Here is a 26,445-nt window from a genome sequence, read left to right as displayed (position 1 = left end):
GGATTCGCGCGGCACCCGCCGATGCGGCACAGTGGTAGGCGATGGGTGGGCACGGGCGGCGGTACGTGCGGTGCGGACGGGAGCGGGACGGCGATGAACGAGCTGAGCCTCGAGGCGGCGGAACCCGAGCTGCGGCGCAAGCCGGTGCAGCAACGCAGCCAGGAGCGGCTGGAGCGAATCCTTGACGCCTGCGCGGAGTTGCTCGACGAGGTTGGCACGGGCGCGCTGACCACCAAGGAGATCGCTGCCCGCGCCCAGGTGCCGATCGGCACCCTCTATCAGTTCTTCACCGGCAAGCAGAGCCTGCTGGCCGCGCTCGCCCGGCGCAACCTGCGACGCTATCTGGACCGGCTGACCCGGCGGTTGGCGGCCGAGTCGCCGCAGGACATCGGCGGCTTCGTGGACTTGGCGGTCGAGGAGTTCGTCGCGATGAAGCGCGCGGTGCCGGGGTTCGGCGCGCTCGACTTCGGGCTCACCGGGCCCACCCCACCGGCGCTGGACGACGTGGAGCACCTGCTCGACGGCACCCTCGACAACAACAGTGCGGTGGCCCGGTTGCTGCACCAGCTCACCTCCGAGCAGCTGTCCGGCGATGGCAGCCGGCCAGGACCGCTGGCCCTGCGGGTGGCCCTGGAGTGCGCGGATGCGGTGCTCAAACTCGCCTTCCAGAGCGACCGGGACGGTGACCCCACGCTGATCGCCGAGTGCAAGGTGCTGCTCCGCCGCTACCTGGCCGGCTGAACACGAGTTCGCCACACGTACGCTGAGGCGACTGCCGGACCCCCGGAAGGGTCAATTCCCCTGCCAGGGCCCTGCCGGCTGGTCCATTCGGTATTCAGGGGAATTCACAGCTGATTATCGTCCTGCGCATGCAAGGTGACGACGACGGTCCGCAGCAGGCACCGGGCCATCAGCACACCCCTGGGCTGCCGGAACCCGGGCACCACGAGCCCGGGCACCACGATCATGCCGGGTCGCCCGACCCACCGCACCACGACCCACCGCACCACGACCCGCCCTGGCCGCCCTGGCCGCCGGAGCCACCACACCCACCGCATCCCCCGCACCCGTGCCCGCCGACGCCTCCCCCGCCGCCGCACCTGTGCCCACCACCGCCACCACCGTGTCCGCCACCACCTTCTCCACCACCTCCGCCGCCACCACCACCTCCGCCTCCGCCTCCTCCACCCCCACCACGGCCCACGCCGCCGCCTCCCCCACCTCCTCCCCCGCCCCCGCCCCCGCACAAGCCCGCCACCCCCAAAGCGGCCGCTCCCCTCATCCACCACGCACCGCCACCGCCCCCGCCACCCCCACCCCCGCCGCCCGCCCGGCACGCCCCCGTCCTGCCGGCCCCGCCGCCACCCAGCCAGCTGCACGCCGTCACCGCCGTGCCGACCCGCCCGCCCGACGACAGCCTCGCGCTGCCGGGCGACCCGCAGAGCGCCTTCGCGCTCGTCGCGATCACCGTCCCGGCCGTCCTCGCGGCTGCCGCCACTTTCATCAACCACACCATGGGGAGACGTCGTTGAGCCTGGGAATCGTCATCGCCGTCATGCTCGGCGCCGCCGTGGCCGTGGGCATCCTGGCCGCCTTCGGCCGCACCAGCCGTTCCCGCGAGGGCGCCTTCTCCGGAGGCGCGCTCAGCTTCCTGGGCTCGGCCTCGCTCTCCTCCTTCATCCTGGTCGCCGCGTTCCTGATCGCCGGCTCCTGGTCCAACCTGAACACCGCACGGGGACACACCTGGGACGAGGCCCGCTCGCTGAACGCCGCCTACACCGATGCCGATGCCAGCACCCGGCCGCTGCTGCGCTCCTACGTCACCGACGTGATCGGACCGGACTTCACGGCGATGACGCACGGCGGTTCCGATGCCGGCACCTGGGCCGGCCTGGACGCGGCCCGGCAGCACGTCGAGGCGGAGCCCGACTCACCGCAACGAACCACCGAGCTGAGCGATCTGGACGACATCTACACCAAGCGGCAGATCCGGCTGGCGGACACCTCGCTGTCGCTGCCCTCCCCGCTCTACCCCGCGCTGATCGGCACCGGGATGCTGGTGCTGCTCTTCGCGCCGATCGCGGGACTCACCTTCCAGCGGCGTGAGGCGATCGCGCTGGGCCTGGTCGGCGCGGTGGTCGGCTTCGGTGTCTACCTGGTTCTGCACATGACACACCCGTACACCGGACCGATGCACGTCACCCCGGCGGCCTATCAGCAGAGCCTGCAACGCTTCAGCCAGCTCTCCCGGCAACCCAGCTGACGGTACGTCGAACAGCACGTCACGCGGTGATCCGGCAGGGCCCGCACGGCCCAGGCGGAGCACCGCGTGCGCGCGTCCGGCGTCCTGCCCGGTCGACAACCACCGAGCCGATCCGACGAGCATGCGGTCGGATGATCGACAATGTCCGCCATGAGGTTGATCTCGGCGCTGGCCGGCGTCCTGCTGCTCCCGCTCACCATCGCCAGCATCCTGCGCACCCTGGTGGTGCCGCGCGGGCTCTACTCCTCGCTGGTCCAGCGGCTCTGGCGCACCGTGCGCGCCCTGCTGCACGCCTGCGCGGCACCCTTCGGCACCTACCGCGCGCACGACCGGGCTCAGGCCTGGCTGGCGCCACTGGTCCTGGTGGGCATGCTGTTCTGCTGGCTGCTCTCCCTGCTGGCCTCCTTCACCCTGCTGCTGTACGCCGACTCCGGTCTCTCCTGGAGCGTCTCGCTGCGCGAGGCCGGCTCCAGCCTCTTCACCCTCGGCTTCGCCAGCGGCGACCGCCTGCGGCTCTCCGCGCTGGACTTCCTGGCGGCGGTCAGCGGCCCGGTGGTGATCGCGCTGCAGATCGCCTACCTGCCCACGCTGTACGGCTCGTACAACCGCCGCGAGGTCGAGGTGACGCTGCTGCAGTCGCGGGCGGGCGAGCCGGCCTGGGGCCCGGAGCTGCTGGCCCGGCAGTCCCTGGTGGACACCGAGACGGCGCTGCCGCAGCTCTACCGGGACTGGGAGCGGCTGGCCGCCGAGCTGGGCGAGAGCCACTCCAACTACCCGGTGCTGATCTCCTTCCGCTCACCGCAGCCGTACCGCAGCTGGATCGTCGGACTGATCGCCGTGATGGACGCCGCCGCGATCCAACTCGCCGTCAGTCCCCGCAACGCGCCGCCGGAGGCCCGGCTGGTGCTGCGCGCCGGGTTCACCGCGCTGCGCGACATCGCCCGGGTGGTGCGGATCGACTACGACCCGGATCCGGAGCCGAACAGCCCGCTCCGGCTCACCTACGCCGAGTTCGACGCGGCGGTCAGCATGATCACCGCGGCCGGCTTCGCCACCGAACGGCCGACGGTACTCGCCTGGCCGCACTTCCAGGGCTGGCGGGTCAACTACGAGTCCATCGCCTATCAACTGGCACGGCGCTCGGACGCGGTGCCCGCGCTGTGGACCGGCCCGCGCGACTTCCCCGCCAGCCCGATCCCGCCACGCCGTCCGGCCGACCGCAGGCCGGGGGTGCAGGCCTGACCGTCGGCCCGCGCCACCCACCCGTTGACAGTCCGTCCGGCTGAGCCGACATTCGCCAACTGACTGTCATATAACCTGCTTGCCATTTCTCGACTAGCATTCTCAACTCGCATTTTCGAGCGAATCAAGGGCGCGCGCAAACAGCTCACGCGCCCCTTTGAGTAGTTGATCCGCCGTACCGGCGCAGAGCCGGAGAAACGCTTCCCCATGGATCAGCTCTTTTCCCGATCTCCTTCTCCCGGGTGGCGGCCATGCGATGGAATCTGAACCACGCAACGGATTCCATCGCGTCAGACGGATCTCACCCTGCTGCCGCGACCGTGACGAATGGAGAGAGCCGATGTCGATCGACACCGGGCCGGCACCGACCGAACCGCAGCAGGTCCAACAGAGCGCTCAGCTCAGCCTGAGCACGACGGCGGCGCGCAACCTCGCCACCACCACCAAATCCGAGCCCCAGATGCAGGGCATCAGCTCGCGCTGGCTGCTGCGCGCGCTGCCCTGGGTGCAGGTCTCCGGCGGCACCTACCGGGTGAACCGCCGGCTGAGTTACGCGGTCGGGCGCGGCCGGGTGAGCTTTGTGAAGACCGGCGCCGAGGTCCGGGTCGTGCCGCCGTCGCTGCGCGAGGTCCCGGTGCTGCGCGACGTGGCGGACGAGGCGCTGCTCGGCGAGCTGGCCAGGCGCTTCACCCAGCGCGAGGTGGTCGCCGGCGAGGTGCTGGTCGAGGCCGGGCAGCCGATCGACGAGATCTACCTGATCGCCCACGGCAAGATCAACAAGATCGGCCTCGGCAAGTACGGCGAGTCCGCCGTCCTCGGCCACCTGGCCGACGGCGACCACCTGGGCGACGAGGTGGTCGGCCGCTCCGACGCCCTGTGGGAGTACACCGTCAAGGCGACCACCGCCGCCACCGTGCTCACCCTGCCCTGGGGGGCCTTCCAGGAGCTGGCGGCCCGCTCCGCCGAACTGCGGGAGCTGATCGACCAGTACCTGGCCGACGCCGATCAGGCGCAGAACCAGCACGGCGAGGCCGCCATCGAGTTGGCGGCCGGCCACGAGGGCGAGCACGAGCTGCCCGGCACCTTCGTGGACTACGAGCTGGCGCCGCGCGAGTACGAGCTGAGCGTCGCGCAGACCGTGCTGCGGGTGCACAGCCGGGTCGCCGACCTCTTCAACGACCCGATGAACCAGGTCGAGCAGCAGTTGAAGCTAACCATCGAGGCGCTGCGCGAGCGCCAGGAGTTCGAGGTGGTCAACAACCCCGACTTCGGCCTGCTGGCGAACGCCGACTACGACCAGCGGATCCAGACCCACTCCGGCCCGCCCACCCCGGACGATCTGGACGAGCTGCTCAGCCTGCGCCGCGAGACCTCGCACATCTTCGCCCACCCGCGCGCCATCGCCGCGTTCGGGCGCGAGTGCAGCAAGCGGGGCATCTACTTCGGCTCGGTCGACGTCGGTGGCCACCACATCCCGGCCTGGCGCGGCGTGCCGATCTTCCCGTGCGGCAAGATTCCGGTGGTCGGCGGGCACACCTCCTCGATCATCGCGATGCGCGCCGGCGAGTCCAACCAGGGGGTGATCGGCTTGAACCAGATCGGCATCCCGGACGAGTACGAGCCCGGACTGAACGTGCGCTTCATGGGCATCAACGAGAAGGCGGTGGTCTCCTACCTGGTCAGCGCCTACTACTCCGCCGCCATCCTGGTGCCCGACGCGCTCGGCGTGCTGGAGAACGTCGAGGTCGCTCGCGCCCGTGGCTGACGCCCCGGCCGCCCCGCATCGAAGGAGACCTGACATGGCGTCAGCACCACCGCCACCTGCTTCACCGCCGCGGTTCAGCGCGGGCCCGACCGGCCTCGGGACGGCGGCGGCCCGGCTGCCGGCCCGCCCCGGGGTCGACCGCGTGGTCGAGGGCCTCGCCACGAGCACCCCGGCCGCAGGTGGTCAGGCCTTGGCGAGCCGGGTCGCGGACGCGGTGGCCACGGCGATCGAGGCGGCGGCAGGCCGGACCTGCGGCGCGCGGATCCCCACCGGGCCCACCGGCCTGGGCGCGTCCGGTCTGGGCGCGTCCGGTCTGGGCGCGCGCGGCCTCGCTGCCTCCGCACTCCCCCGGCAGCCCTGCGGGCCGGTACTCTGACGGACCGTCAGGCGGGCCGCAGATCGGCCGATGGCCCGCTCCCCGAAACCCCGGGCCTCGTTCAGCTGTCCTCGCCGTCAGCTGAACGAGGCCCGGACCAGTCCGTCGCCCCAGCCGCCGACTCCCGCGGGCCGGCGATCCGACGATCCGATCAGCTCATCACCCGGATCAGCGTGAACCCGTCGTACCCCTTGCTGCCCACCGTCTGCACCGCCGTGGCCTCCAGCCGTGGCTCGGCCGCGACCAGCTCGTGCATCGCGCGGATCCCGACCACGGACGCATCCGTGCTGCCGGCGTCGGCCACCGCCCCGCCGCGCACCACGTTGTCCACGATGATCAGCGTGCCGGGCCGGGCGAGCCGCAGCGCCCAGCCGACGTACTCCGGGTTGCTGGGCTTGTCCGCGTCGATGAAGACCAGGTCGAACGGCTCGGCGCCGTCGTCCACCAGCTCCGCCAGGCTGTCGACGGCCCGCCCGGTCCGCACCTCGGCCACCTTCTCCAGTCCGGCCTCGTGCAGGTTGGCCCGGGCGACGGCGGCATGGGCCGGCGAGAGCTCCAACGAGATCAGCCGGCCGTCGGCGGGCAGCGCCCGGCCCAGCCAGATCGCGCTGTAGCCGCCGAGCGAGCCGATCTCCAGGATCCGCCGGGCGCCCGCGGTCAGGGCCAGCAGGTGGAGCAGCTTGCCCTGGGTGGGCGAGACGGCGATCTGCGGCAACCCGGCCTTCTCACTGGTCGCCAGTGCGGCGGTCAGCGCCGCGTCCGCACCGACCAGCACCCCGTCCAGGTACCGGTCCACCGCACTCCACTGCTGCTGCTCGGTCATCAGTCTCTCCGCACTCTCGCCGCACGTACCGGCGACGATCCTACGTGCGGTCGGCGGCGCCGGCTGACAGGCCGTCAGCCGACGTCCCCGGTGGTTCGCCGGCTCACTCCGCCACGGTGACCTGCTGCCCCTGCTCCTCGTCCGCGTGGCCGACGAGGGCGCGTGCCGCCCGGCGCTTGATCACCAGGCCCATGACACCGCCGCCCACCAGCGCGAGCACCAGGGCGAGGTAGGAGAAGTTCTTCAGGTACTGCTCCACCACCTTGCCCACGTAGTAGACGGCGACCGTGGTCCCGCCCGCCCAGCAGATGCCGCCGAGCACGTTGGCGATCAGGAACTTCCAGTACGGCATCCGCATGCAGCCGGCCAGCGGCCCGGCGAAGATCCGCAACAGCGCGATGAAGCGGCCGAAGAAGACGGCCCACATGCCCCACTTGTGGAACGCCCGCTCGGCGGTGGCCAGGTGGTCCGGACCGAAGTGGCGGGGGAACTTCCGGCCGAGCCGCTCGAACAGCGGCTGGCCACCCTTGCGTCCGATCGAGTAGCCGATCGAGTCGCCGATCACCGCACCGGCCACCGCGCAGACCGCGACCAGCGCCGGGTCGACCGTGCCCTTGGCGGCCAGCAGGCCGGCCGAGACCAGCGCGATCTCACCGGGCAGCGGGATGCCGAGGCTCTCGAGGCCGATGATCAGGGCGACCAGTGCGTAGACCGCGTTCGGCGGCGCGCTCTGGATCCACTCTTGGATGTGCAAGGCCGGTTCCTCCAGAACGCGGTTCGAATCGGTCGACAGGGCAGCCTAGCCTGCCGCCCTCAACCCGAACGCTTTACCAGTGCTTTAAGTTCCGTCGCTCGCTTCAGCCCTGCCGACGCGGCCGGCCGGGGTGCGCCGGACGCCGCCGCAACAGATCCAGCGGCCCGAACGAACGCACCAGCCGGGCCCGCCGGTCCGGCAGGTCGAGGGCGAGCACGCGCAGGAACCAGGTGCGCCGGGCTCCCAGCGGAACGGTGCGCGGGTCGGCGAGCAGCGAGCGCGAGCCGATGGTCCAGGGCATCCGCGGCGGCTGGTAGCCGCCGGGGCGCTTGGCGGCCGCCTCGGCGAGCCGGTTGAACCAGTGCGGCACCGCGTCGAAGACGAAGGTCGCGCGCGGCAGCCGGGCGGCACAGGCGGCGACCAGCGCACGGACCTCGGTCGGCTGGAGGTACATCAGCAGGCCCTCGGCGGTGATCAGCAGGTCGTCGCCGGGATCGACCTCGTCCAGCCAGGCGTGATCGGTGACCGAGCCGGCCAGCAGGCGGTGGCGCGGGGCGGCCGGCAGCAGCCGCTCACGCAGGGCGACGGCCTCGGGCAGGTCGACGCCCAGCCACCGGGCACGGCCGTTGTCGGTCCGCCAGTACTGGGTCTCCAGGCCTTCACCGAGACAGACCACGGTGCCGCGCGGGCTGCGGGTCAGGAAGTCGGTGACCTCGCGGTCGAAAACGCCGGCGCGCAGCGCCTGGAGCCGGGCGACGGTCGGCTGGGCGGGGCCGAAGCGGTCGACGAACGGGAAGTCGATCCGGTCGACCAGGGCGACGGCCTGGGGATCGCGCAGCACGGTGTCCGGACGCCGGGCCTCGGCGGCGCGGTGGTAGAGGGTCCAGAGCGCCGTCTCGGGCAGGGCGCTCGGGGCGAGCTCGGGCTGGCCATCGGGTGCGGGCAACGCGGTCGGCTCCTCGGCTGGATGATGGTCCGACAGGTGGATGCTCCGACATTCTGACATCGGGTCAGCCGCCCCTGTCGCGCAGCATCACCCCCGGCTCACCCGATGCTGAACGCCCCCGCCGGTGGCGGCGGTGAAGGACGGGCCGCCGCGTCGGTCACCGGGACGGCCGGGCCGACCAGCCGGCGCAGCTCCGCTCCGTCGACCAGGCGGGCCGGGAACGGGTCACCGGCCAGCCGCCGGGCCAGCGGCTCGACCGGGAGCGGGGCGGGCGAGCCGATCAGCAGCAGATTGCCGTAACGCCGACCGCGCAGCACGGACGGTTCGGCGATCAGGCAACTGTGCGGGAAGACCTCCCGGACAGTGGCGGCCTGGGCTCGGGCGAAGTCGAGTGGTGCGCTGTCGGCGAGGTTGGCGGCGTACGTGCCGTCGGGGCGCAGCGCGGCGGCGACGTGCCGGACGAACTCGGTGCTGGTCAGGTGGGCGGGGGTGCGCGAGCCCTGGAAGACGTCGGCGATCACCAGGTCCAGCGAGCCGGGCGCGGTGCCGGCCAGCACGTCACGGGCGTCGCCGACGGTCACCGTGATCTCCGGCTCCGGCCACGGCAGTACCTCGCGGACCAGCTCGACCAGCGGGCCGTCCGCCTCCGCCACCTGCTGGCGCGAGCCGGGCCTGCTGGCGGCGAGGTAGCGCGGCAGCGTGAGCGCGCCGCCGCCGAGGTGCAGCACGGCCAGCGCGCGGCCCTCGGGGGCCAGGGTGTCGGCCAGGTGGCCGAGCCGCTGGGTGTACTCGAATTCGAGGTGGCCCGGCTCGGCGAGGTCGACATAGGACTGCGGGGTGCCGTCCAGGGTGAGCAGCCAGCCGCCCTCGTCATCGAGGTCGGGCATCAGCTTGGCCGTGCCGAAGGCGGTCTCACGCTGCACCGGCACCCGCTCGCCCGGGGTCTGGTCGGTGTGGCGATCGCCATCGTCTCTCGGCATGACGGCAGCATAGGGTGCCGGCGCCGTGCGGCGGCTACCGGCCGGTATCGTCGGGGCTGCTGAGTCGGTGGTCCTGTGGCAGCAGGTCAATGCAGAGATTGGGTGCGGCAGACGTGGAGTTCCGAGAAGACATCCTGGGTGCCCCGTACGAGGCGGCCGAACTGCCGCTGGCCGCCGACGAGGAGGGCGCGGTCAGCGCGACCCTGGTCCGGCGCCTGGTGCCCGGCTCCCAGCGGGCCGTGCTCTACCTGCACGGCTACACCGACTACTTCTTCCAGACTCATTTGGCAGAACATTTCGCAGCCCTCGGCTTCTCCTTCTACGCGCTGGACCTGCGCAAGTACGGCCGCTCGCTGCGACCCCACCAGTCGCCGAACTTCATCCGCGACCTGGCCGCCTACGACGAAGAGCTCGACCAAGCGGTCCGGATCATCCGCGAGCAGGACGGCCACAGTCAGCTACTCGTGAACGGGCATTCCACTGGAGGGCTGGTAGCCGCCCTCTGGGCTTCCCGGCGAGCCGGGCGCGGGGTGGTGGACGGGCTCTTCCTGAACAGTCCTTTCCTTTCGATGCCCACAAGTCCAGCCATGCGTACGCTCGGTGCTCCGGCCGTGGGCGCACTCGGCCGGCTGGCGGCCACCAGCAAGCTGCCCGCGCCACTCAACCCGCATTACGTCCACAGCTTGCACCGTGACCACAAGGGCAGTTGGGACTTCGACCTCACCCTCAAGCCCGCCGAAGGGTTCCCGCTCTATGCCGGCTGGCTCGCCGCCATCAACCGCGGCCACCAGGAGGTTCGGCGCGGCCTACAGATCGATGCCCCCGTCCTGCTGATGGCCTCCACCGCCTCCACCATCACGAACAAGTGGCACCCGGATCTGCTCCGCACCGACGCCGTACTCCGCGCCGACGACATCGCGGCACTCGCACCGCGCCTCGGACGCCGTGTCACCACCGTGCGGATCGAGGGCGGAATGCACGACCTCGTCTTGTCGGGTGAGGCTGCTCGCACCGAGGTCTTCGCCGAACTGGACCGCTGGATCGGCGCGTACCTTCCGGCGCTGCCAGCGTGAGTCCCGCTCATTGATCAAGGTCCGCTGGGCCTCCAGCGGACCTCGCATCCTCGCAGTGGTGCCGGTGAGCCCACCGATAAGCCCACCAGGATGTGCCTCAGCGCTCGGTGCCGTCATGGACCCGCAGCAGCACCTGCTGGACCGCGCCGGCGTCGGCTGGTCCAGCTACCAGCAGGAAGAACTTCTCGTCGTACCACGTGCACGTGGTCCGGCCATCGTGCTGGTCCTGGTAGCACGCGGTGGCGCCGGCGATCCGCAGTTGCGGGTGGGTGACCGTGGTGCCCTGCGAGGAGGGGGCGTTGGCGGCGAGCCACGAGCCTGCCCGGTCATGCTCGTTGGGGGCTGTCATCACCACCCAGATTCCGGGAGTGCCCGGGGCGTCGCCATAAACACTCTGGCGAAGGCCGGTCAGCCCGGCGGAGGGGAGCCTGGTCCTGCTCGGCCATGCCTGCGAGTCGGGGGGCGAATCCACCTGGTGCTTCTGCTCGACCGTCTTCGGCAGGAAGATGTCCGCCGGGTCATGCCCGGTGCCACGCGCGCTCCCGTTGCTCTTGTTCGCCAAGAACAGCAAACCGAGCAGCACCCCCAGCACCACCACGATCAGCACGCCGGTCAGCCCGCTTCCCGACCGCGCCCGGCCGGTTCTCCCCGTGGCCATCACAAGCCTCCAACCCCTCACTTGGACAGCTTGTCCCCGGAGGACGCAAGCCTCCCCGCCCGCGCTACCAGCAGCTTCTGCGCCCTGGACCTCCAGCCGCCCGTGACCACCATCAACTCTATCGGAGGACACCAGCTCCTCACGCAGAGCCGCAAGGCAGATGACCGCTACTTCGTGGGTCAAGGCCCAAAGGGACCATCACGAAGAGTAGTGCGTCGGAAGCTCGCCGTAGGGTGGCGTCATGGCTTGACAGCTACAAAGGAGGACGTCATGGCAGGCAAGGCCAGCATCGTTTTCGCGCACGGACTCTGGGCCGACGGGTCGTGCTTCAGCAAGCTCATCCCCACGCTCCAGGCCGAGGGCCACCGGGTCTACAGCTCGCAGCACGGCCTGGACTCACTCGAAGGCGACGTCGCGTGCGTCACCCGGGCCATCAACCACGTGCCCGGCCCGGTCGTGCTCGTCGGCCACTCCTACGGCGGGACGCTGATCACCAAGGCGGGCGTGCACGACCGAGTGGGCGCCCTGGTCTACATCGCCGCGCTCGCGCCCGACGAGGACGAGACCTCGCAGAGCCAGCAGGAGAAGTTCCCCAGCACGCCCGTCTTCAAGCACCTCGATGTCGCCGACGGCCGCCTCTGGCTGCTTGAGTCGGGCATCGGCGACTTCTGCGGCGATCTTCCCGCGACCGAGCAGCAGTTGGTCCTGGCGACGGGCGCAGTGCCGGTCGCCGACCTGTTCGCCCAGCAGGTCCCCGGCACCGCTTGGCGTACGAAGCCGAGCTGGTACATCGTCGCGAACCACGACCGCACCGTGAACCCGGAGCTGGAGCGAGCCGTCGCCGAGCGCATGGGCGCGAAGACCTACAGCGTGGACAGCAGCCACGTGCCCATGCTGTCGCACCCCGACTTCGTCCTCGACGTCATCCGCGACGCCGCGAAGGCTCTGATCTGACCCTCTGAAGACGACTCCTAGTCGCCGGACTCGACCCGCACCTCCCGCGCCGCCGCCTCCGGCGCCGCGAAGGCCAGCACGCGCTCCGCCGCCAGCTCGGCCGCCTGCCGGGCCGGGCGGCTCAGCGGGGTGAAGAGGCGCAGGTCGACGGCCGCCCGGGCGCCCGGCTCGGGTGCCGGCGACCTGGCCACCTGCCAGGAGCCGGCCACGAAGCCGTCCACCAGGAGGGTGCCGAGCACGATGCCGTTCTGGGTCATCACCCGGGGGCGGTACTCCTCGGGCAGCACCCGGGTGCGGTCGGCGTGCGAGAGCAGCAGGTTGTCGAAGGGCGCCACCAGTCGCACGGGGGCTGCGGCGTCGGCGCCGGGGCGGGGCGCGTCGGGCAGGTCGTAGAGGGTGCGGCCCGCCTCGTCGCGGAACTCGGCCAGCCGGGGGCGCAGCCGGCTGAAGACGGCGGCCAGCCGGGTCAGGCCCGACCACTTCTGCGCGTCGGCGACGGTGGCCGGGCCGAAGGCGGCGAGGTACCGGAGCACCAGGCGCTCCTGGCTCCGCTCCTGCTCGCCCGGGTCGGCCAGGTCGGCCTGCGGGCGGCCCAGCCAGTGCTCGGCGGTGGTGTGCGCGGGGGCACCGCCGGTGCGCCACAGGCCACGTGGCGGGACCTGGACCAGCGCGAGCCGGGCGCGCAGCAGTTGGGCGAGCGCGGCCGGATCGCGGTCGGGATGCTCGGCGCCGAGCAGTGCGCCCAACTCCTGGAAGGTGCGCGGCGACTCCTCGACCAGTCGCCGGCCGCGCTCGGTCAGTGCCGCGAGGTCCAGACCGGCCAGGCGCTTGCCGAAGGCGCCGCGCAGGCCCAGGTCCAGGACGGGCTGCAGCAGCGGGCGCAGGTTCAGACAGTCCTCGGCGGTGACCAGGTGGATGGTGCCGCGCTGCAGCCCGAGCCGGACCGCCGTACGTCCTTCGAGCAGCGCGCCGAGCTGCTCCGGGGCGAAGTCGGGCAGCCGGGACCAGAGGCCGTAGTACGGCGGGTCGGCGGCCTGGGCCTGTAGACCGACCAGCTGGGTGATCAGCTGACGTGGAGTCAGTTCGCTTGGTGCGAGCAGGTGCTGACGGGCCAGCAGGGCGCGGTTCAGGGCCTGGCGGCCCAGCACGGCGGTCACCGTCGGCGGCTGTCGAGCACCGAGCGCAGCAGCCCGATCCGGTTGGAGGTGATCGAGGCGACGCCCGTCTCCCGCATCCGGCGCATGGTGCGGCGCAGGTCCACCGTCCAGGTGCTGACCGTCAGGCCCGCGGCGGCCGCCCGCTCCACCAGCGCCCGGTCCACCAGCCCGAAGGGCGGGTTGAGGTAGTGCGGCCGCAGGTCCGCCAGCAGTGCGGCGACCGGCAGGCCCGGCTGCTTCCAGGTGAGCGCGAGCGGCACCTCGGGGGCCAGGGCGCGCACCGCGAGCAGCGCGGTCGCGGGCCCGCAGAAGAGCACCCGGCCCTCGGCGCCCTGCTCGGTGACGGCCCGCCAGGCGGCCTCGGCCGGCCCGGGATCGTCCAGGTCGATCATCAGCCTGGCCGCCGGGTACTCGGCCAGCAGCCCGATCGCCTCGGCCAGGGTGGGGACCCGGTGTCCGTCCGCGAAGCGCTGGGCGGCCAGCCTGTCGGCGGTGAGCGCACGCAGCGGGCGGTCCAGCTCCCACAGGCGCTTGAGGGTGGGGTCGTGCAGCAGCATCGGGACGCCGTCCCGGGTCAGTTGGACGTCGACCTCGACCGCGTCGGCCCCGGCGGCCAGCGCGGCGGCCACCGAGGGCAGGGTGTTCTCCCGGAAGCGGTAGGGGTCGCCGCGGTGCGCGACGGCCAGCGGCCGGTCCGGGAGGTCGGCCACCGGGGTCGCGGCGTCCACCGTGGCCTGGGTGGTGGGCAGGGCGGCTCGGGGCACGGCTCTCCTCAAGTGCGGCTGCTGTTTCTGGCGTGCGTCGCTTCCGGCGCTCGCGACCTTACGGGGTCGACCGCCTCGTACGGGTCAACTACCTTCGATCATCACATTGGTCGATTTGATGACCGCAGTGGCCCGGGCCCCCGGCACCAGGCCCAGCTCCTCCGCCGACTCCCGGCTGATCAGCGACACCACCCGGAACGGCCCGGCCTGGATCTCCACCTGCGCGGCCACGTCCCCCAGCACCACGTGCGTGACGATCCCCGGGAACCGGTTGCGCGCCGAGGAGGTACGGCCTTCCGCCTCCGCCACTCCGGGCTTGGCCAGCTCGCGCGCGAACGACGCCAACTGCTGGCCGGCGATGATGCGGTGGCCGTGCTCGTCCCGCTCGGCGGCCAGCCGGCCGGCGTCGACCCAGCGCCGCATGGTGTCCGCACTCACGCCGAGCATGGCCGCGGCCTCGCCGATGCGGTAGTGGTGGACCGGACGAGCGGGCTGTCCCATGGCACTCCCCGGGGGTTTCGTGGCGCATCACGGTGATGATCGCGGGCAGCCCCCATCCTGCCGCATCGGCACCGGCCGCCGGTACACCGACCGGGCCACCCGCCGCAGGCCACCCCCACGGGCCGGGCGATGCCCGCCTCGCCGGGCCGCCGGTCAGCGCTGGCGGCCCGGCGAGGCGGGGCGCCGCGGGGCGGTGCGCTGCCGACCGGGGAGCGCGTGCCGGCGCGGGGCGCGGGTGGCGGCGGCCGTGCGGTGCCCGGTGGGCCAGGCGGCGACGGGGTTGCCGGCCCAGCGGGTGCCGTCGGGCATCTCCTCGCCACGCATCACCAGCGAGGAGGCGCCGACCGCCGCGCCGACCCCGACGGCGGAGCCGGGCAGCACGATGGAGTGCGGACCCAGCGTGGCCCCGGCGCCGAGGCGGACCTGGTCCAGGCGCATCACCCGGTCATGGAAGAGGTGCGTCTGCAGCACGCAGCCGCGGTTGACGCTCGCCCCGTCCTCGACGGCGACCAGGTCGGTCTCCGGCAGCCAGTGGGTCTCGCACCAGACGCCGCGCCCGATCCGCGCGCCGAGCGAGCGCAGCCAGACGTTCAGGAACGGCGTACCGACCAGGGTCTGGCCCAGCCACGGCATCGCGAGTTCCTCGACGAAGGTGTCGTACAGCTCGTTGCGCCAGACGAAGGAGGACCAGAGCGGGTGCTCACCGGTCTTGAACCGGCCCACCAGCAGCCACTTGGCCGCCGTGGTGACCAGGCAGGCGGCGATGCCGGCGCCGATCAGCACCGGGCCGACCAGCGCGGCGCCCAGGATCAGGCCGTCGCTGTCGACCAGTTCCTGCATCGCGACCACGGCGAGGTCGCCGAGCAGCACGGCGAACAGCACCGGCACCACCCGGCACAGCTCCACCGCCGCGCGGGCCAGCACCAGCCGCAGGGGCGGGTCGTAGGTGCGGCTGGGGTCGCCGGTCTCGGCCACCCGGGGCAGCGCGAGGCCGGGGCGGCCCAGCCAGGAGGAGCCGGGCTCGGCCTGCGGCGGAGCGTCGGAGAGCACCCCGACCAGCGCGTCGTCGGGCAGGTCGCGGCTGGGGCCGACGATCCCGGAGTTGCCGACGAAAGCCCGCCGGCCGACCTGGGAGGCGCCCAGCCGCAGCCAGCCGCCGCGCACCTCGAAGGGCGCGATCAGCGTGTCGTCGGCGAGGAAGGCACCGTCGTCCACCCGCATCAGCCCGGGCAGGGTGAGCACGGTGGACGCCTCCACCCGGCGGCCGACGCTGGCCCCGAGCAGCCGCAGCCAGACCGGGGTGAACAGGCTCGCGTAGAGCGGGAAGAGCGTGCCGCGCGCGGTGGCCATCAGCCGGCTGACCACCCAGGTGCACCAGGCCGCCTTGCCGTGCGCGGGATGGAACCCGGGCTTGATCGGGCGGCTCAGCAGCCGGACCAGCAGCACCAGCAGACCCGCGTAGCAGACCATCGAGAAGAGGGCGGCCAGCGGCGAGACGGTCAACAGCTGGACCAGCACAGCGCTCAACGAGCGGTCCTGGTCGACCAGTTGGAAGACCACCAGGAGGGCGGGGGCGGCGGCGAGCACCGGTAGCAGGCTGAGCAGCGGCAGCGCCAGCGCGTAGGCGAGGTGCCAGCCGCGCGAGCGGCCGTGCGCGGGGACCGGCCAACCCTCGCCGGCCCGGGCCACGCCCGGACCGTCCAGCGGGCGGGCCGGGGAGCCGTGCCAGCGCTCGCCGGCCGGCAGCTCGCCGAACAGGCAGGAGCCGGGCGCCAGGTCCGCGCCGTCACCCAGCCGGGCGCCGGGCATCAGCATCGCCCGGGTGCCGACCCGGGCGCCGGCGCCGACCTCGACCCGGCCCAGCTCCAGCTGATCGCCGTCCAGCCACCAGCCGGCCACGTCGGCCTCGGGCTCGACCGAGCAGCCGGGGCCGAACCGGCCCAGACCGCTGACCGGCGGCATGGTGTGCAGGTCGGCACCGCGGCCGACCCGGCAGCCGAGCGCGCGGGCGTAGTGCCTGGCCCACGGGGTACCGATCAGCGCGGCCAGGTTGAACACGGCGACGGCCCGCTCGGCGGTCCACAGCCGCAGGTGCACCGAGCCGCCGCGCGGGTAGCTGCCAGGCTTCAGTCCGACGGTGAGCATCCGGGCCGCGGCCGAGCCGAGGACCAGCCGGCCCGGGGCGCTGGACAGCACCAACCAGCCGGTGATGATCAACCACCAGGGGGCGTGCGGGGCCCAGGGCACCCGGTGGGTCAGGTTGTCCAGCGCGGCCAGCGCCAGCACCCAGCGCAGGCCGCTGATGGTGTAGGCGACGGTGAGCACCAGCAACTGGACCAGGCCGGCCCGGCGCGGCGTCGGCCGCATCGGGCGGACCAGGCCGGTGGCGGCCTGCGGCGCCGCGACGTGCGCGGCGGGGTCGGCGTGCGGTGCCGGACCGCCGGTCAGCTCGTCCAGCCGGGCGGCCAGCCCGAGCAGCGTCGGGTGACCGTAGATGTCGGTGACCGAGACCCCGGGGCAGCGTTCGCGCAGCACCGAGACCAGCTTGGCGGCGGCCAGGCTGGTGCCGCCGAGCGCGAAGAAGTCGCTCTGCCCGGTGACCGGCAGACCTAGCAGCTCGCGCCAGCGCGCGGCCAGCCAGCCGGCGGTACCGTCCAGGTCCACCGCCGCGCCCCGGTCGGCCGCCGCGCCGGCCAGCGGCCAGGGCAGCGCGTTGCGGTCGACCTTGCCGGAGGTGCGGGTGGGCAGGTCCTCCAGCAGGGCGAGCACCGGGACCAGCGACTGGGGCAGCCGCTCCAGCAGCAGCGCGCGGGCGGCCTCGGTGTCGAGGCCGAGCTCCCGGCGCTCGGGGACCAGGTAGCCGACCAGCACCTCGCCACCCCCGGCCGTCTTGCGCACGGCCGCGGCAGCAGCCCGCACGCCGGGCAGCGCCTGCAACGCGGCGTCGATCTCGCCGAGTTCGACCCGGCGACCCGCCAGCTTGACCTGCTCGTCGGCGCGGCCGACGAAGACCAGGCCCGCGGGCTCGGCCCGGACCAGGTCGCCGCTGCGGTAGACCCGGGGGCTGCGCAGCCAGTCGTGCGGGCGGAACTTCTCGGCGTCCTTCGCGGGGTCCAGGTAGCGGGCGGTGCCGACGCCGCCGATCAGCAGCTCGCCGGTCTCGTTCCAGGCGACCGGCTTGCCCTGACCGTCGACGACGGCGATCTCCCAGCCGGCCAGCGGCGCCCCGATCCGCACCGGCTGACCGGGCGTCAGCAGCGCGGCACAGGCGACCACGGTGGTCTCGGTGGGGCCGTAGGTGTTCCAGAACTCGCGCTGCCCGGTGGCCAGTCGGTCGACCAGCTCGGCCGGGCAGGCCTCACCGCCGACGATCAGCAGGCGCACCCGCTCCAGGCACTCCACCGGCCAGAGCGCGAGCAGCGTGGGCACCGTGGAGACCACGGTGATCTGCCGCTCGACCAGCCAGGGGCCCAGGTCGGTGCCGGCCTTGACCAGTGAGCGCGGCGCGGGGACCAGGCAGGCGGCGTGGCGCCAGGCGAGCCACATCTCCTCGCATGAGGCGTCGAACGCGACCGAGAGGCCGGCCAGGACCCGGTCGCCGGGGCGCAGCCCGTTGCCGCGCAGGAAGAGCCCGGCTTCGGCGTCGACGAACGCGGCGGCCGACCGGTGGCTGACCGCGACGCCCTTGGGGCGGCCGGTGGTGCCGGAGGTGAAGATGATCCAGGCGTCGTCCTGCGGGCCGGGCCGGGCCGGGCGACGGCCGGGTGCCACGACGGCACTGAACGCCACGGCCAGGCCGGCGCCGACCACCGCGCAGACCCCGGCGTCGGTCCAGATCAGCTCGGCACGCTCGTCCGGGTCGTCGAAGTCGACCGGGACGTAGGCGGCGCCGACCCGCAGCACGGCGAGGATCGCGAGGTACAGGTCGGCGGTGCCGGAGGGGACCCGCACGCCGACCCGGTCGCCGCGCCCGATCCCGGCGGCGGCCAGGCGCCGGGCCAGCTCGTCCACGGCCGCCAGCAACGTTCGGTAGTCGAAAACCTGTCCGTCGGCATCCAGCGCCGGCGCCTGCGGACAGGCGTGCGCGGCGGCCTCCAGGATGTCCACCAGAGTGCGGACGGGAGCCGCGGGCGCGACCGGCCACAGCGCGCCGGCCTGCCACCCCGGCTGCTCGCCCCCGAGCTGCTCGCCCCCGAATCGGCGCAGGTGAGCGCCTCGATCTTCTACTGCTTCCATGAACCTTGCTCTCGCCGGGACATTTGCGGGTCGGGTGCAGACGGAGCGAGCCCCGACCGCCTAGGTGGGGACGCGGCGCAGCGGCGAACGGTTGGTCGATCGGCATAACACGACCCATCCGGCCCATTGATCCCGAAACCGAGGGTAGATGGTCACTCAGCGCAACTCCGACAACCAAGCCGATTGTTCATAAAACCCTCATGAAACGGACAGTGAAGATCACATGATCCGCAACGGATGTTCAGGTGCCGGACGGATCCTGAACGGCGGCCCGGGAAAGCCTGGGAGTGCGGGGCCCCGGCCAGCCGAGAACCGAGCGCCGTTCAGCCGAGGTCGAGCCCGCCGAACAGGTCGCGCCGCACCGCGTCCGAGGCCGTCAGCACCGCCCCGCTGAGCACGGCGCCGCCGCCGGCCGTGCCGGCCCGGACCTCGGTGCGCAGCGGTGACAGCCGCGCGAGCCGGGCCGCCACCCGCTCGGCCAGCGCGGCCCCGCCGGCCCGGCCGACCTCGCCGCCCAGCACCACGCAGCCCGGGTCGAGGATCACGCTGACCGCCGAGACGCCGAGCACGACCCGGTCGGCCAGCTCGTCCAGGAACGGCTCGCCGGCCGGCCCGGCCGCGACCGCGGCGAGCACCGCCGCCTCGGCGGGCGGCCCACCGCCCGTGCCGTCACCCACCGGCAGGCCGTGCGCGCGGGCCAGCGCGCAGACCGCCGGGCTGCCGGCCAGGCTGTGGAAGCCCCCGTCGCAGCTGCGCATGCCGGGCAGCGAGCCGGTGCCGGGCACCGGCAGGAACCCGATCTCGCCGGTGCCGCCGGAGGAGCCCCGGCGCAGCCGGCCGTCCAGCACCACCGCGGCACCGGTGCCGTGCCCCAGCCAGAGCAGCACGAAGGTGTCGCGATCGGTGGCGGCGCCCAACCGGTGCTCTGCGATGCCCGCCAGGTTGGCCTCGTTCTCCAGCAGCAACCGCCCGCTCAGTCCGGCGCGCAGGGTGGCGACCAGCTCGGCGTGCCAGTGGTGCAGGCGCGAGGTGGTGCTCAGCGCCCCGCTGGCCGGGTCGACCAGGCCCGGCGCGCCGACCGCCACCGTGTGCAGCTCGCGGGCGCCGGCCTCGCGCGCGGTGGCCAGCAGGGTCCGCAGCACCTGGTCGGCGAAGCCGGGGGGCGGACCGGCCGGGTCGGCGGGGTCGACCGGCAGCGCGGCGCCGGCCAGCGTCCGCCCGGTGAGGTCGGCGACAGTGAGCGTGACGCCGACCGTGCGCACGTCGATGCCGGCCAGGTGGGCGCGGTCGGCGCGCAGCCCGTAGAGGCGGGCGTTGGGCCCACGGCGCTGCTCGCCGCGCTCCCCCACGATGGCCACCAGGCCGCCGCGTTGCAGGCGTTCCAGCAGGTCGGCGACGGTGGGGCGGGAGAGTCCGGTGAGGGCGCGCAGCTCGGTGGCGGTCAGCGGTCCGTGGCCGAGCAGCAGGTCGAGGGCCAGCCGGTCGTTGATCGCACGGGCGGTGCTGGGAGTGGCCGTGCGCGCGGTGGTCATGGCCGAACATCCTTCCAGATCGGCGGTCCGGGCTCGGTCGCGCCAGGCACTCAGTCTATCTATCAGGGTCCCTTCCTGATAATTTATCGCCTCGCAGGGGCCAGACGCCCGACGATCAGTCACCCGACAGGGAGGACTTCCGCCATGCCGTCACCCGCTCACCCACCGCGCCGCGAGGGGCTCGGCCGGTCCCGGCTGAGCATCGCGCTGGTCTTCGCCGTCCACGGCGCGGTCACCGGCAGCTTCGCCACCCGGATCCCGGCCCTGCAGGAGCGGCTGCACCTGAGCCCGGGCCAGCTCGGCCTGGCCCTGGTGATGCCCGCCCTCGGCGCCTCGCTCGCGATGCCGCTGGCCGGGCGGATCACCCACCGGCTGGGCGCCCGCGCGGCGATCCGGCTGCTGCTGGCACTCTGGTGCCTCTCGCTCGCGCTGCCCGCCCTCGCTCCCGGGCTGCCCTGGCTCTGCCTGGCGCTGCTGGTCTACGGCGGCACCTCGGGGATGGCGGACGTGGCGATGAACGCCGAGGGGGTCGAGGTCGAGCGCCGGATGGGCAAGTCGATCATGTCCGGCCTGCACGGGATGTGGAGCCTGGGTGGACTGCTCGCCTCGACCTTCGGCGCGCTGGCGGCCCGTCAGCAGCTGGACCCCCGGCTGCACCTGGCGCTCGCGGCCGGGGTGCTGCTGCTGCTCGGCCAGCTGGCCTGCGCCGGACTGCTGGACGTGCGCCCGGAACCGGAGGCCGAGGCGCCGCCCCGGTTCGCGCTGCCGCCCCGCTCGGCGCTGGCGATCGGGCTGGTCGGCTTCTGCGCGGTCTTCGCCGAGGGCGCGGGCGTCGACTGGTCGAGCGTCTACCTGCGCGACCTCACCGGCGCGGCGGCCGGCACCGCGGCGGTGGCGTACTCGGCGTTCGCCGGCACCATGGCGGTGGCCCGCTTGGCGGGCGACCTGGCGGTGCGGCGGCTCGGGCCGGTGCGCGGGGTGCGGCTCGGCGGGGCGGTCGCCGCGGGCGGCGGAGTGCTGGTGGTGATCGCGACCAGCCCGGCGGTGGCGATCCCCGGCTTCGCGCTGCTCGGCATCGGGGTCGCGGTGGTGGTACCGCTGGCCTTCGCCGCCGCCGGGCACGCCGGGCCGAACCCGAGCCAGGCGATCGCGGGCGTCGCGACCGTCACCTACACCTCCGGGCTGATCGCACCGGCGATCGTCGGAACGATCGCCCAGGGCAGCTCGCTGCGGGTGTCGTTCGCGGTGGTGACGGCGCTGGCGGCGGCGCTCACGGTGACGGCGGGCGCGCTGCGCACGGCGCGGGGCGGGCGCGGCGAGGTGGCCGAGCCGCCCGCCGAGGTCGGCCTGCCGGGCTGACTACACTCCCCCGCATGAAGCTGAGCGGCGTGCTGCGCGCACCTTGGGCCCGGGCGGCGCTGCTGCTGGTGATCCTGCTGGCGGCCGCCGCCTCGGTGCTGTTCTGGGATCCGCGGCAGCTGGCGCTGTCGGTGCCCGGGGTGTGGCGGGCGCCCGCGTTCACCCTGCTCTTCGCGCTGGGCACGCTGGCCTTCCTGCCCAAACCCGCGCTGAGCGTGGCGGCCGGCGTGCTGTTCGGCGCCCGCTGGGGCGTGCCGGTCGCGGTGCTGGGCACCACGGCCGGCGCCGCGCTGGCCTTCGGCCTGGGGCGCGGCCTCGGCCGGCGGGCGCTGCGGCCACTGCTGCGCGGCCGGGCGCTGCTGGCGCTGGACCGCGGGCTGACCGAGCACGGTTTCCGCACGGTGCTGCTGATGCGGCTGGTGCCGGGCGTCCCGTTCCAGGCGGTGAACCTGAGCGCGGCCCTGTCCGGCGTCCGCTGGGGGCCGTTCCTGGCGGGCAGCGCGCTGGGCGTGCTGCCCGGCACGGCGGCCTACGTGGTCGCGGGCGCCTCGGCGGGCTCGCCGGGTTCGCCCGCGTTCCTGGTGTCGGGAGCGGTGATCGTGCTGCTCGGCGCGGTCAGCCTGGCGGGCGCCTGGCGAGCCCGAGCCCGTGGTGCGGCGGCCGCGCCGGCCGCCTGACGCGCCGCTACTGCCCGCCGGCGACCCGCAGGATCGCGCCCGAGGTGTAGGAGGCGTCCGGGGAGAGCAGCCAGGCGACCGCGCCGGCGATCTCCTCGGGGCGCCCGGCCCGGCGCAGCGGGACGCTGGGGCCGACCCGGGCGGGGCGTCCTGGCTCGCCCGACAGCTGGTGGATCTCGGTCTCGATGGTGCCGGGCGAGACGGCGTTGACCCGGATCCCGGCCGGACCGAGCTCCTTGGCCAGGCCAATGGTCAGCGCGTCGGTGGCCGCCTTGGTGGCCGCGTAGTGCACGTACTCACCCGGGCTGCCCAGGGTGGCCGCCGCCGAGGAGACGTTGACGATCGCCGGCCCCCTACTGGCGGACCCTCTCAGTCGCGGGCGGCCCGGCGGGCGCAGAGCAGGTAGCCGACCAGGTTGACGTCCACCACCCGGCGCAGGTCCTCGGTGCGCAGCTCGGCGAGCGGCCCGCGCGGGCTGGTCACACCGGCGTTGTTGACCAGGCCGGTGGCCGCCCCGAGTTGCTCGGCGGCCCGGTCGAAGAACCGTTCCACCTCCGCCTCGACGGCGGTGTCGAGCCGGATCGCGACCGCCGCACCACCCGCCGCCCGGAGCTCCTCGGCGAGCTTCTCGGCCGCCTCGGTGTCCCGGCGGTAGCCGATCGCGAGGTCGTGACCGTCGGCGCCCAGCCGCCGGCAGACGGCTGCGCCGATCCCCCGGCCGCCGCCGGTGACCAGGGTGACGGGTCGTGACATGCGGTCCTCCGTAAGCGTTCCGGCCCGGCTTTGTGCTGCCGCCGAGAGCCTAACGTCCGGAAGAATCGACTCGCGGCGCCGTCCCCTGCTGCGCCAGGATGGCGCACATGACCGACGCGACCGAGCGCACCGACCCGCCATACGCCGCCGACGAGGCCACCATGCTCGCCGCCTGGCTCGACTTCCACCGCAAGACGCTGGCGGTGAAGACGGCGGGCCTGACCGAGGAGCAGCTCAAGCGGCGCTCGGTGCCGCCTTCGACGCTGAGCCTGCTCGGGCTGGTCCGCCATCTCGCCGAGGTGGAGTCCTACTGGTACCAGGTCATCCTGCTCGGCGGCGAGGACACCGCGGTCTACGGCACCGCCGAGGACCCGGACTTCGACTTCAACGGGGCGGACCAGGCCGACCCGGCCGAGGCCTTCGCCACCTGGCGCCGGCAGATCGAACTCGCCGAGCAGGCGGTGTGCGGGCTGCCACTGGAGACCGTCGGCAAGCGGCGGCGCGGTGGCGAAGAGGTGACGCTGCGTTGGATCCAGGTCCATCTGATCGAGGAGTACGCGCGGCACAACGGGCATGCGGACCTGCTGCGTGAATGCGTCGACGGGGTCACCGGAGAGTAGCCGCGAGGGTCACCGACGGCGTCACCGAGATGTGACCAGTCGTCAACTCGACAGCCTCGAACGGCCGGTCGAGGACGAGGTCGGAATGATCCCGGGCGCACCGTGCAACCACCCGCCGACCTGCGGCGTCCCCTCTCGGTGAGGACGGCTTGTGCCACTGGCACACGCCACAACCCGAACGGCGTGCCAGGGCGGGCGCCGAAGCGGTGATCAGTGCGATACTCGGACAGCTCCGGTGAGTGGACGACGCGTCAGCAGGCCGGAGCCAGACGGGGACAGGACAGGGAGGCGCGGCATGGGAGCACTTCGCGACGAGCACCACAACGGGTGGCTGATGCCGTCCGGGAGCTACCCAGCCGCGGTGTACGAGGAAGAGCCGTGGGCGACCGCGGACACGGTTCCGATGCTGCCGAACCCGGCGAAGATCGTTTCGGTGAAGCCCACCGGATTCGAATCCGCCCGCACGGTCGGCGAGCACATCCGCGCCGGTACTCCGGTGGTCATGGACGTGACCGAGATGGACGACGGCGAGGCCAAGCGGATGGTCGACTTCGCGTCGGGCCTGGTCTTCGGCACCCGCGGCGGGATCGAGCGGATCGCCCGGCGGGTGTTCCTGCTGACGCCGCCGGAGGTCGAGGTGATGGTGATCGACCGGCCGTTGGACGACAGCGGGTTCTACAACCAGAGCTGAGCACGCGGACCTGAGCGAGCAGAGCTGAACTGAGCGAGCAGCGCCGACCCGAGCGGTCGGCGGTGAGGCGAGCCGGTGGCGGCCCCAAGCGGGCCACCACCGGCTTTTTCCTTGCCCCGAAGCGCGGCCGCGCGCACACGACTTGTCTCAGCTGAGACATGGATGTCTCAAATGAGCTACCCTGGTCTCATGGCCATCGATCGCGACGCGGTACTCAAGGCAGCCGTCACCGTCCTCTCCCGGCAGCCGACCGCGCATCTGGACGAGATCGCGCGCGTCGCCGGCATCAGCCGGGCCTCGCTGCACCGGATCTTCCCGGGGCGCGACGCGCTGATCCGCGAGGTGGGCCTGCTCGGGCTGCGCCGCTACAACAGCGCGCTGGACACCGCCGCGATCGAGACCGGTGACACGGCGGCGGCGCTGCGCCGGCTGGTCGAGGTGCTGGTCCCGGACGCGGCGCTCTGCGCCTTCCTGGCCGGGGAGAACCAGCTCTTCGACGACCCCGAGCTCTGCGCGCTCTGGGAGGAGCAGGACGCCCGGGTCCGGGCCTTCTTCCTGCGCGGGCAGCAGGAGGGAGCCTTCAGGATCGAGCTGCCGGCCGGCTGGCTCAGCGAGGCCTTCTTCGACCTGCTGGCCGGCGTCGGCTGGGCCGTGCAGGACGGCCGGCTCGCCCCGCGCGACAGCGCGTTCGCCCTCACCGAACTCTTCCTCGGCGGAGCCCTGCGAAGGAGCACCTCGTGACCGCCGTCCTGCACACCCCCAGCACCCCCAGCACCGCCTGCACCGCCCGCACCGCCCCGCACGCGCCCGCCGCCGACCCCCGCCGCTGGTCCGGCCTGGCGGTACTGGTGCTGGCCGTCACGCTGGTGGTGGTCGACGCGACCGTGCTGGTGCTGGCGATCCCCTCGATCACTGAGACGCTCGCGCCCAGCTCGACCTCGCTGCTCTGGATCGGCGACAGCTACTCCTTCGTGCTGGCCGGCCTGCTGGTCAGCATGGGAGCGCTGAGCGACCGGATCGGGCGCAAGCGGCTGCTGCTGATCGGTGCGAGCGCGTTCGGCGCGGCCTCCCTGCTGGCCGCCTACGCGCCGAGCGCCGCCTGGCTGATCGCCGCCCGCGCGCTGCTCGGCGTCGCCGGGGCGACCATCATGCCCTCCACCCTGTCGTTGATCCGCGCGCTCTTCCCGGACGCGCGGGAGCGGGCCAGGGCGATCGGCATCTGGGGCGCGGCGGCCACCGCGGGCGCCGCCGCCGGTCCGCTGGTCGGCGGGCTGCTGCTGGAGCACTTCTGGTGGGGCTCGGTCTTCCTGCTCAACCTCCCGCTGGTCGCCCTGCTGCTGGTGCTCGGCGGCTGGCTGCTGCCGGAGTCCCGGAACCCCGAGCCGGGGCGATTCGACCTGCCCAGCGTGTTCTGCTCGATGGCCGGCCTGATCGCCGCGGTCTACGCGATCAAGGAGGCGGCCGCACACGGGGTGGCGCGCTGGGACGTGCCGCTGGCCGCCGTGCTGGGCGTGCTCGGGCTCTGGCTCTTCGTCCGCCGTCAACTGCGGCTGACCGCACCGCTGCTGGACGTGCGGCTGTTCGCCGACCGCCGGTTCACCGCGGCCGTGCTGGGCGCGCTGATCGCCGTCTTCGGGCTGGCCGGCGTGGTCTTCTTCACCTCCCAGTACCTGCAACTGGTCCGCGGCTACTCGCCGCTGCGAGCCGGGCTGGCCGAGCTGCCGGCCTTCGCCGGCGCGGCCGTCGCCTCGGTGCTGACCGCCCGGATGGCCCGCCGGGCCGGTACCCGGGGCGCCCTGGCGGGCGGCATGGTCCTGCTGGGGCTGGCGCTCGGGATGCTGGGCTGGCTGCGACAGGACACCCCGTACCTGGTGCTGGCGGCGGTCTTCCTCGGCGTCGGCGCCGCCGAGGGCCTGGTCTACACGCTCGCCTCCGACCTGGTGCTGACCGCTTCGCCCGCCGAGAAGTCGGGGGCCGCCTCCGCCGTCTCGGAGACCGCCTACGAGCTGGGCACGGCACTGGGCATCGCGCTCTTCGGCTCGGTGCTCACCGCGGTCTATCCGGGTGCGGTCGGCACCCCGCCGGGGGTGGACCTGGCGACGGCGGCCAAGGCGCACCAGTCGCTCGGCGCGGCCATCGAGGCGGCGCACGCGCTGCCGGGCGCGGCCGGGCAGGCACTGGCCGAGGCGGCGCGCTCGGCCTTCGTGCAGGGCATGAGCCTGGCGGCGCTCTGCGCGGCGGTACTGGTGCTGCTGGGTGCGGGGCTGGCCTGGCGGCTGCTGCGCCGAGCGTGACCTGCGCAGCAAGGTGGCGGCGCGCCG

At 73.4% G+C, this 26,445-nt stretch carries 24 protein-coding genes and 1 pseudogene; 14 read left to right on the top strand and 11 right to left on the bottom strand.

Features of this window, described 5'->3' with window-relative positions; genetic code table 11:
• Window positions 1-93 precede the first annotated feature (93 nt).
• From P3T41_RS17390 to P3T41_RS17365, 6 genes are all read left to right on the top strand, one after another.
• Window positions 94-741 carry a TetR family transcriptional regulator gene (locus tag P3T41_RS17390; protein WP_280690780.1) on the top strand — a complete coding sequence of 216 codons (648 nt, stop codon included), beginning with the start codon at window positions 94-96 and terminating at the stop codon, window positions 739-741.
• Between the two features lie 650 nt (window positions 742-1,391).
• Window positions 1,392-1,532 (top strand): hypothetical protein, encoded by a 141-nt coding sequence (locus P3T41_RS17385; RefSeq protein ID WP_280690779.1) that lies wholly within the window; start codon window positions 1,392-1,394, stop codon window positions 1,530-1,532.
• Window positions 1,529-2,263 (top strand): hypothetical protein, encoded by a 735-nt coding sequence (locus P3T41_RS17380; protein ID WP_280690778.1) that lies wholly within the window; start codon window positions 1,529-1,531, stop codon window positions 2,261-2,263. Before P3T41_RS17385 ends, P3T41_RS17380 begins: the two co-directional genes overlap by 4 nt.
• A 150-nt stretch (window positions 2,264-2,413) precedes the next feature.
• Window positions 2,414-3,505: a hypothetical protein gene (locus P3T41_RS17375; protein ID WP_280690777.1), complete on the top strand. Its 1,092-nt coding sequence runs from the start codon at window positions 2,414-2,416 to the stop codon at window positions 3,503-3,505.
• A gap of 340 nt (window positions 3,506-3,845) precedes the next feature.
• The gene (locus P3T41_RS17370; RefSeq protein ID WP_280690776.1) at window positions 3,846-5,270 is read left to right on the top strand and encodes a family 2B encapsulin nanocompartment shell protein; all 1,425 of its coding nucleotides are present in this window, start codon (window positions 3,846-3,848) and stop codon (window positions 5,268-5,270) included.
• 34 nt (window positions 5,271-5,304) lie between these two features.
• Window positions 5,305-5,646 (top strand): hypothetical protein, encoded by a 342-nt coding sequence (locus P3T41_RS17365; protein WP_280690775.1) that lies wholly within the window; start codon window positions 5,305-5,307, stop codon window positions 5,644-5,646.
• A gap of 151 nt (window positions 5,647-5,797) precedes the next feature.
• Here the strand turns inward: P3T41_RS17365 and P3T41_RS17360 are convergent, their stop codons facing one another.
• The 4 genes from P3T41_RS17360 to P3T41_RS17345 all read right to left on the bottom strand — a co-directional run bounded on the left by P3T41_RS17360 (window position 5,798) and on the right by P3T41_RS17345 (window position 9,149).
• Window positions 5,798-6,469, bottom strand: coding sequence for an O-methyltransferase (locus tag P3T41_RS17360; RefSeq protein ID WP_280690774.1), 672 nt, complete (start codon window positions 6,467-6,469; stop codon window positions 5,798-5,800).
• A gap of 103 nt (window positions 6,470-6,572) precedes the next feature.
• Complete coding sequence (locus P3T41_RS17355) at window positions 6,573-7,223, bottom strand: DedA family protein (protein ID WP_280690773.1); 651 nt, start codon at window positions 7,221-7,223, stop codon at window positions 6,573-6,575.
• A gap of 103 nt (window positions 7,224-7,326) precedes the next feature.
• Complete coding sequence (locus tag P3T41_RS17350; protein ID WP_280690772.1) at window positions 7,327-8,169, bottom strand: class I SAM-dependent methyltransferase; 843 nt, start codon at window positions 8,167-8,169, stop codon at window positions 7,327-7,329.
• 98 nt (window positions 8,170-8,267) lie between these two features.
• Window positions 8,268-9,149 (bottom strand): fused MFS/spermidine synthase, encoded by an 882-nt coding sequence (locus P3T41_RS17345; protein ID WP_280690771.1) that lies wholly within the window; start codon window positions 9,147-9,149, stop codon window positions 8,268-8,270.
• Between the two features lie 113 nt (window positions 9,150-9,262).
• On the opposite strand from P3T41_RS17345, the gene P3T41_RS17340 reads away from it, so the two are divergent.
• A complete protein-coding gene (locus P3T41_RS17340; RefSeq protein ID WP_280690770.1) occupies window positions 9,263-10,222 on the top strand; it encodes an alpha/beta hydrolase in 960 nt (319 codons plus the stop codon).
• A 97-nt stretch (window positions 10,223-10,319) separates the two neighbouring features.
• Here P3T41_RS17340 and P3T41_RS17335 read toward each other — a convergent pair whose 3' ends face one another.
• Complete coding sequence (locus P3T41_RS17335; RefSeq protein WP_280690769.1) at window positions 10,320-10,880, bottom strand: hypothetical protein; 561 nt, start codon at window positions 10,878-10,880, stop codon at window positions 10,320-10,322.
• Window positions 10,881-11,150: 270 nt separating this feature from the next.
• Between P3T41_RS17335 and P3T41_RS17330 the strand changes: the two genes are divergently transcribed.
• Complete coding sequence (locus tag P3T41_RS17330; protein ID WP_280690768.1) at window positions 11,151-11,834, top strand: alpha/beta hydrolase; 684 nt, start codon at window positions 11,151-11,153, stop codon at window positions 11,832-11,834.
• A 17-nt stretch (window positions 11,835-11,851) separates the two neighbouring features.
• On the opposite strand, the gene P3T41_RS17325 is transcribed toward P3T41_RS17330, so the two are convergent.
• The 5 genes from P3T41_RS17325 to P3T41_RS17305 all read right to left on the bottom strand — a co-directional run bounded on the left by P3T41_RS17325 (window position 11,852) and on the right by P3T41_RS17305 (window position 20,024).
• A complete protein-coding gene (locus P3T41_RS17325) occupies window positions 11,852-12,991 on the bottom strand; it encodes a winged helix DNA-binding domain-containing protein (RefSeq protein WP_280690767.1) in 1,140 nt (379 codons plus the stop codon).
• Window positions 12,988-13,755, bottom strand: coding sequence for a glycerophosphodiester phosphodiesterase (locus P3T41_RS17320; protein ID WP_348533666.1), 768 nt, complete (start codon window positions 13,753-13,755; stop codon window positions 12,988-12,990). The genes P3T41_RS17325 and P3T41_RS17320 overlap by 4 nt, the downstream gene beginning before the upstream one ends.
• 84 nt (window positions 13,756-13,839) lie before the next feature.
• A complete protein-coding gene (locus tag P3T41_RS17315) occupies window positions 13,840-14,256 on the bottom strand; it encodes a helix-turn-helix transcriptional regulator (RefSeq protein WP_280690766.1) in 417 nt (138 codons plus the stop codon).
• Between the two features lie 153 nt (window positions 14,257-14,409).
• Window positions 14,410-18,492, bottom strand: a complete 4,083-nt coding sequence (locus tag P3T41_RS17310; RefSeq protein ID WP_280690765.1) for a Pls/PosA family non-ribosomal peptide synthetase — start codon at window positions 18,490-18,492, stop codon at window positions 14,410-14,412.
• Between the two features lie 323 nt (window positions 18,493-18,815).
• Window positions 18,816-20,024: an ROK family transcriptional regulator gene (locus tag P3T41_RS17305; protein ID WP_280690764.1), complete on the bottom strand. Its 1,209-nt coding sequence runs from the start codon at window positions 20,022-20,024 to the stop codon at window positions 18,816-18,818.
• Window positions 20,025-20,168: 144 nt separating this feature from the next.
• On the opposite strand from P3T41_RS17305, the gene P3T41_RS17300 reads away from it, so the two are divergent.
• Window positions 20,169-21,383, top strand: coding sequence for an MFS transporter (locus P3T41_RS17300; protein WP_280690763.1), 1,215 nt, complete (start codon window positions 20,169-20,171; stop codon window positions 21,381-21,383).
• Window positions 21,384-21,397: 14 nt separating this feature from the next.
• On the top strand, window positions 21,398-22,060 hold the full coding sequence (locus P3T41_RS17295) for a TVP38/TMEM64 family protein (RefSeq protein ID WP_280690762.1): 663 nt from the start codon (window positions 21,398-21,400) through the stop codon (window positions 22,058-22,060).
• 7 nt (window positions 22,061-22,067) lie between these two features.
• On the opposite strand, the pseudogene P3T41_RS17290 reads toward P3T41_RS17295, so the two are convergent.
• Window positions 22,068-22,813, bottom strand: a pseudogene (locus P3T41_RS17290) (SDR family oxidoreductase).
• Window positions 22,814-22,920: 107 nt separating this feature from the next.
• Between P3T41_RS17290 and P3T41_RS17285 the strand changes: the two are divergent.
• The 4 genes from P3T41_RS17285 to P3T41_RS17270 all read left to right on the top strand — a co-directional run bounded on the left by P3T41_RS17285 (window position 22,921) and on the right by P3T41_RS17270 (window position 26,418).
• A complete protein-coding gene (locus P3T41_RS17285) occupies window positions 22,921-23,433 on the top strand; it encodes a DinB family protein (RefSeq protein WP_280690761.1) in 513 nt (170 codons plus the stop codon).
• Between the two features lie 295 nt (window positions 23,434-23,728).
• Window positions 23,729-24,124, top strand: coding sequence for a cell division protein SepF (locus tag P3T41_RS17280; RefSeq protein ID WP_280690760.1), 396 nt, complete (start codon window positions 23,729-23,731; stop codon window positions 24,122-24,124).
• Between the two features lie 189 nt (window positions 24,125-24,313).
• The gene (locus tag P3T41_RS17275) at window positions 24,314-24,865 is read left to right on the top strand and encodes a TetR/AcrR family transcriptional regulator (RefSeq protein ID WP_280690759.1); all 552 of its coding nucleotides are present in this window, start codon (window positions 24,314-24,316) and stop codon (window positions 24,863-24,865) included.
• A 107-nt stretch (window positions 24,866-24,972) separates the two neighbouring features.
• Window positions 24,973-26,418, top strand: coding sequence for an MFS transporter (locus tag P3T41_RS17270; protein WP_280690872.1), 1,446 nt, complete (start codon window positions 24,973-24,975; stop codon window positions 26,416-26,418).
• The last annotated feature ends 27 nt before the right edge of the window (window positions 26,419-26,445 follow it).

This window comes from Kitasatospora sp. GAS204B, assembly GCF_029892155.1.
Classification (GTDB): domain Bacteria; phylum Actinomycetota; class Actinomycetes; order Streptomycetales; family Streptomycetaceae; genus Kitasatospora.
The sequence above is the reverse complement of the archived record's forward strand: the minus strand, read 5'-3'. Positions and strand labels throughout refer to the sequence as shown.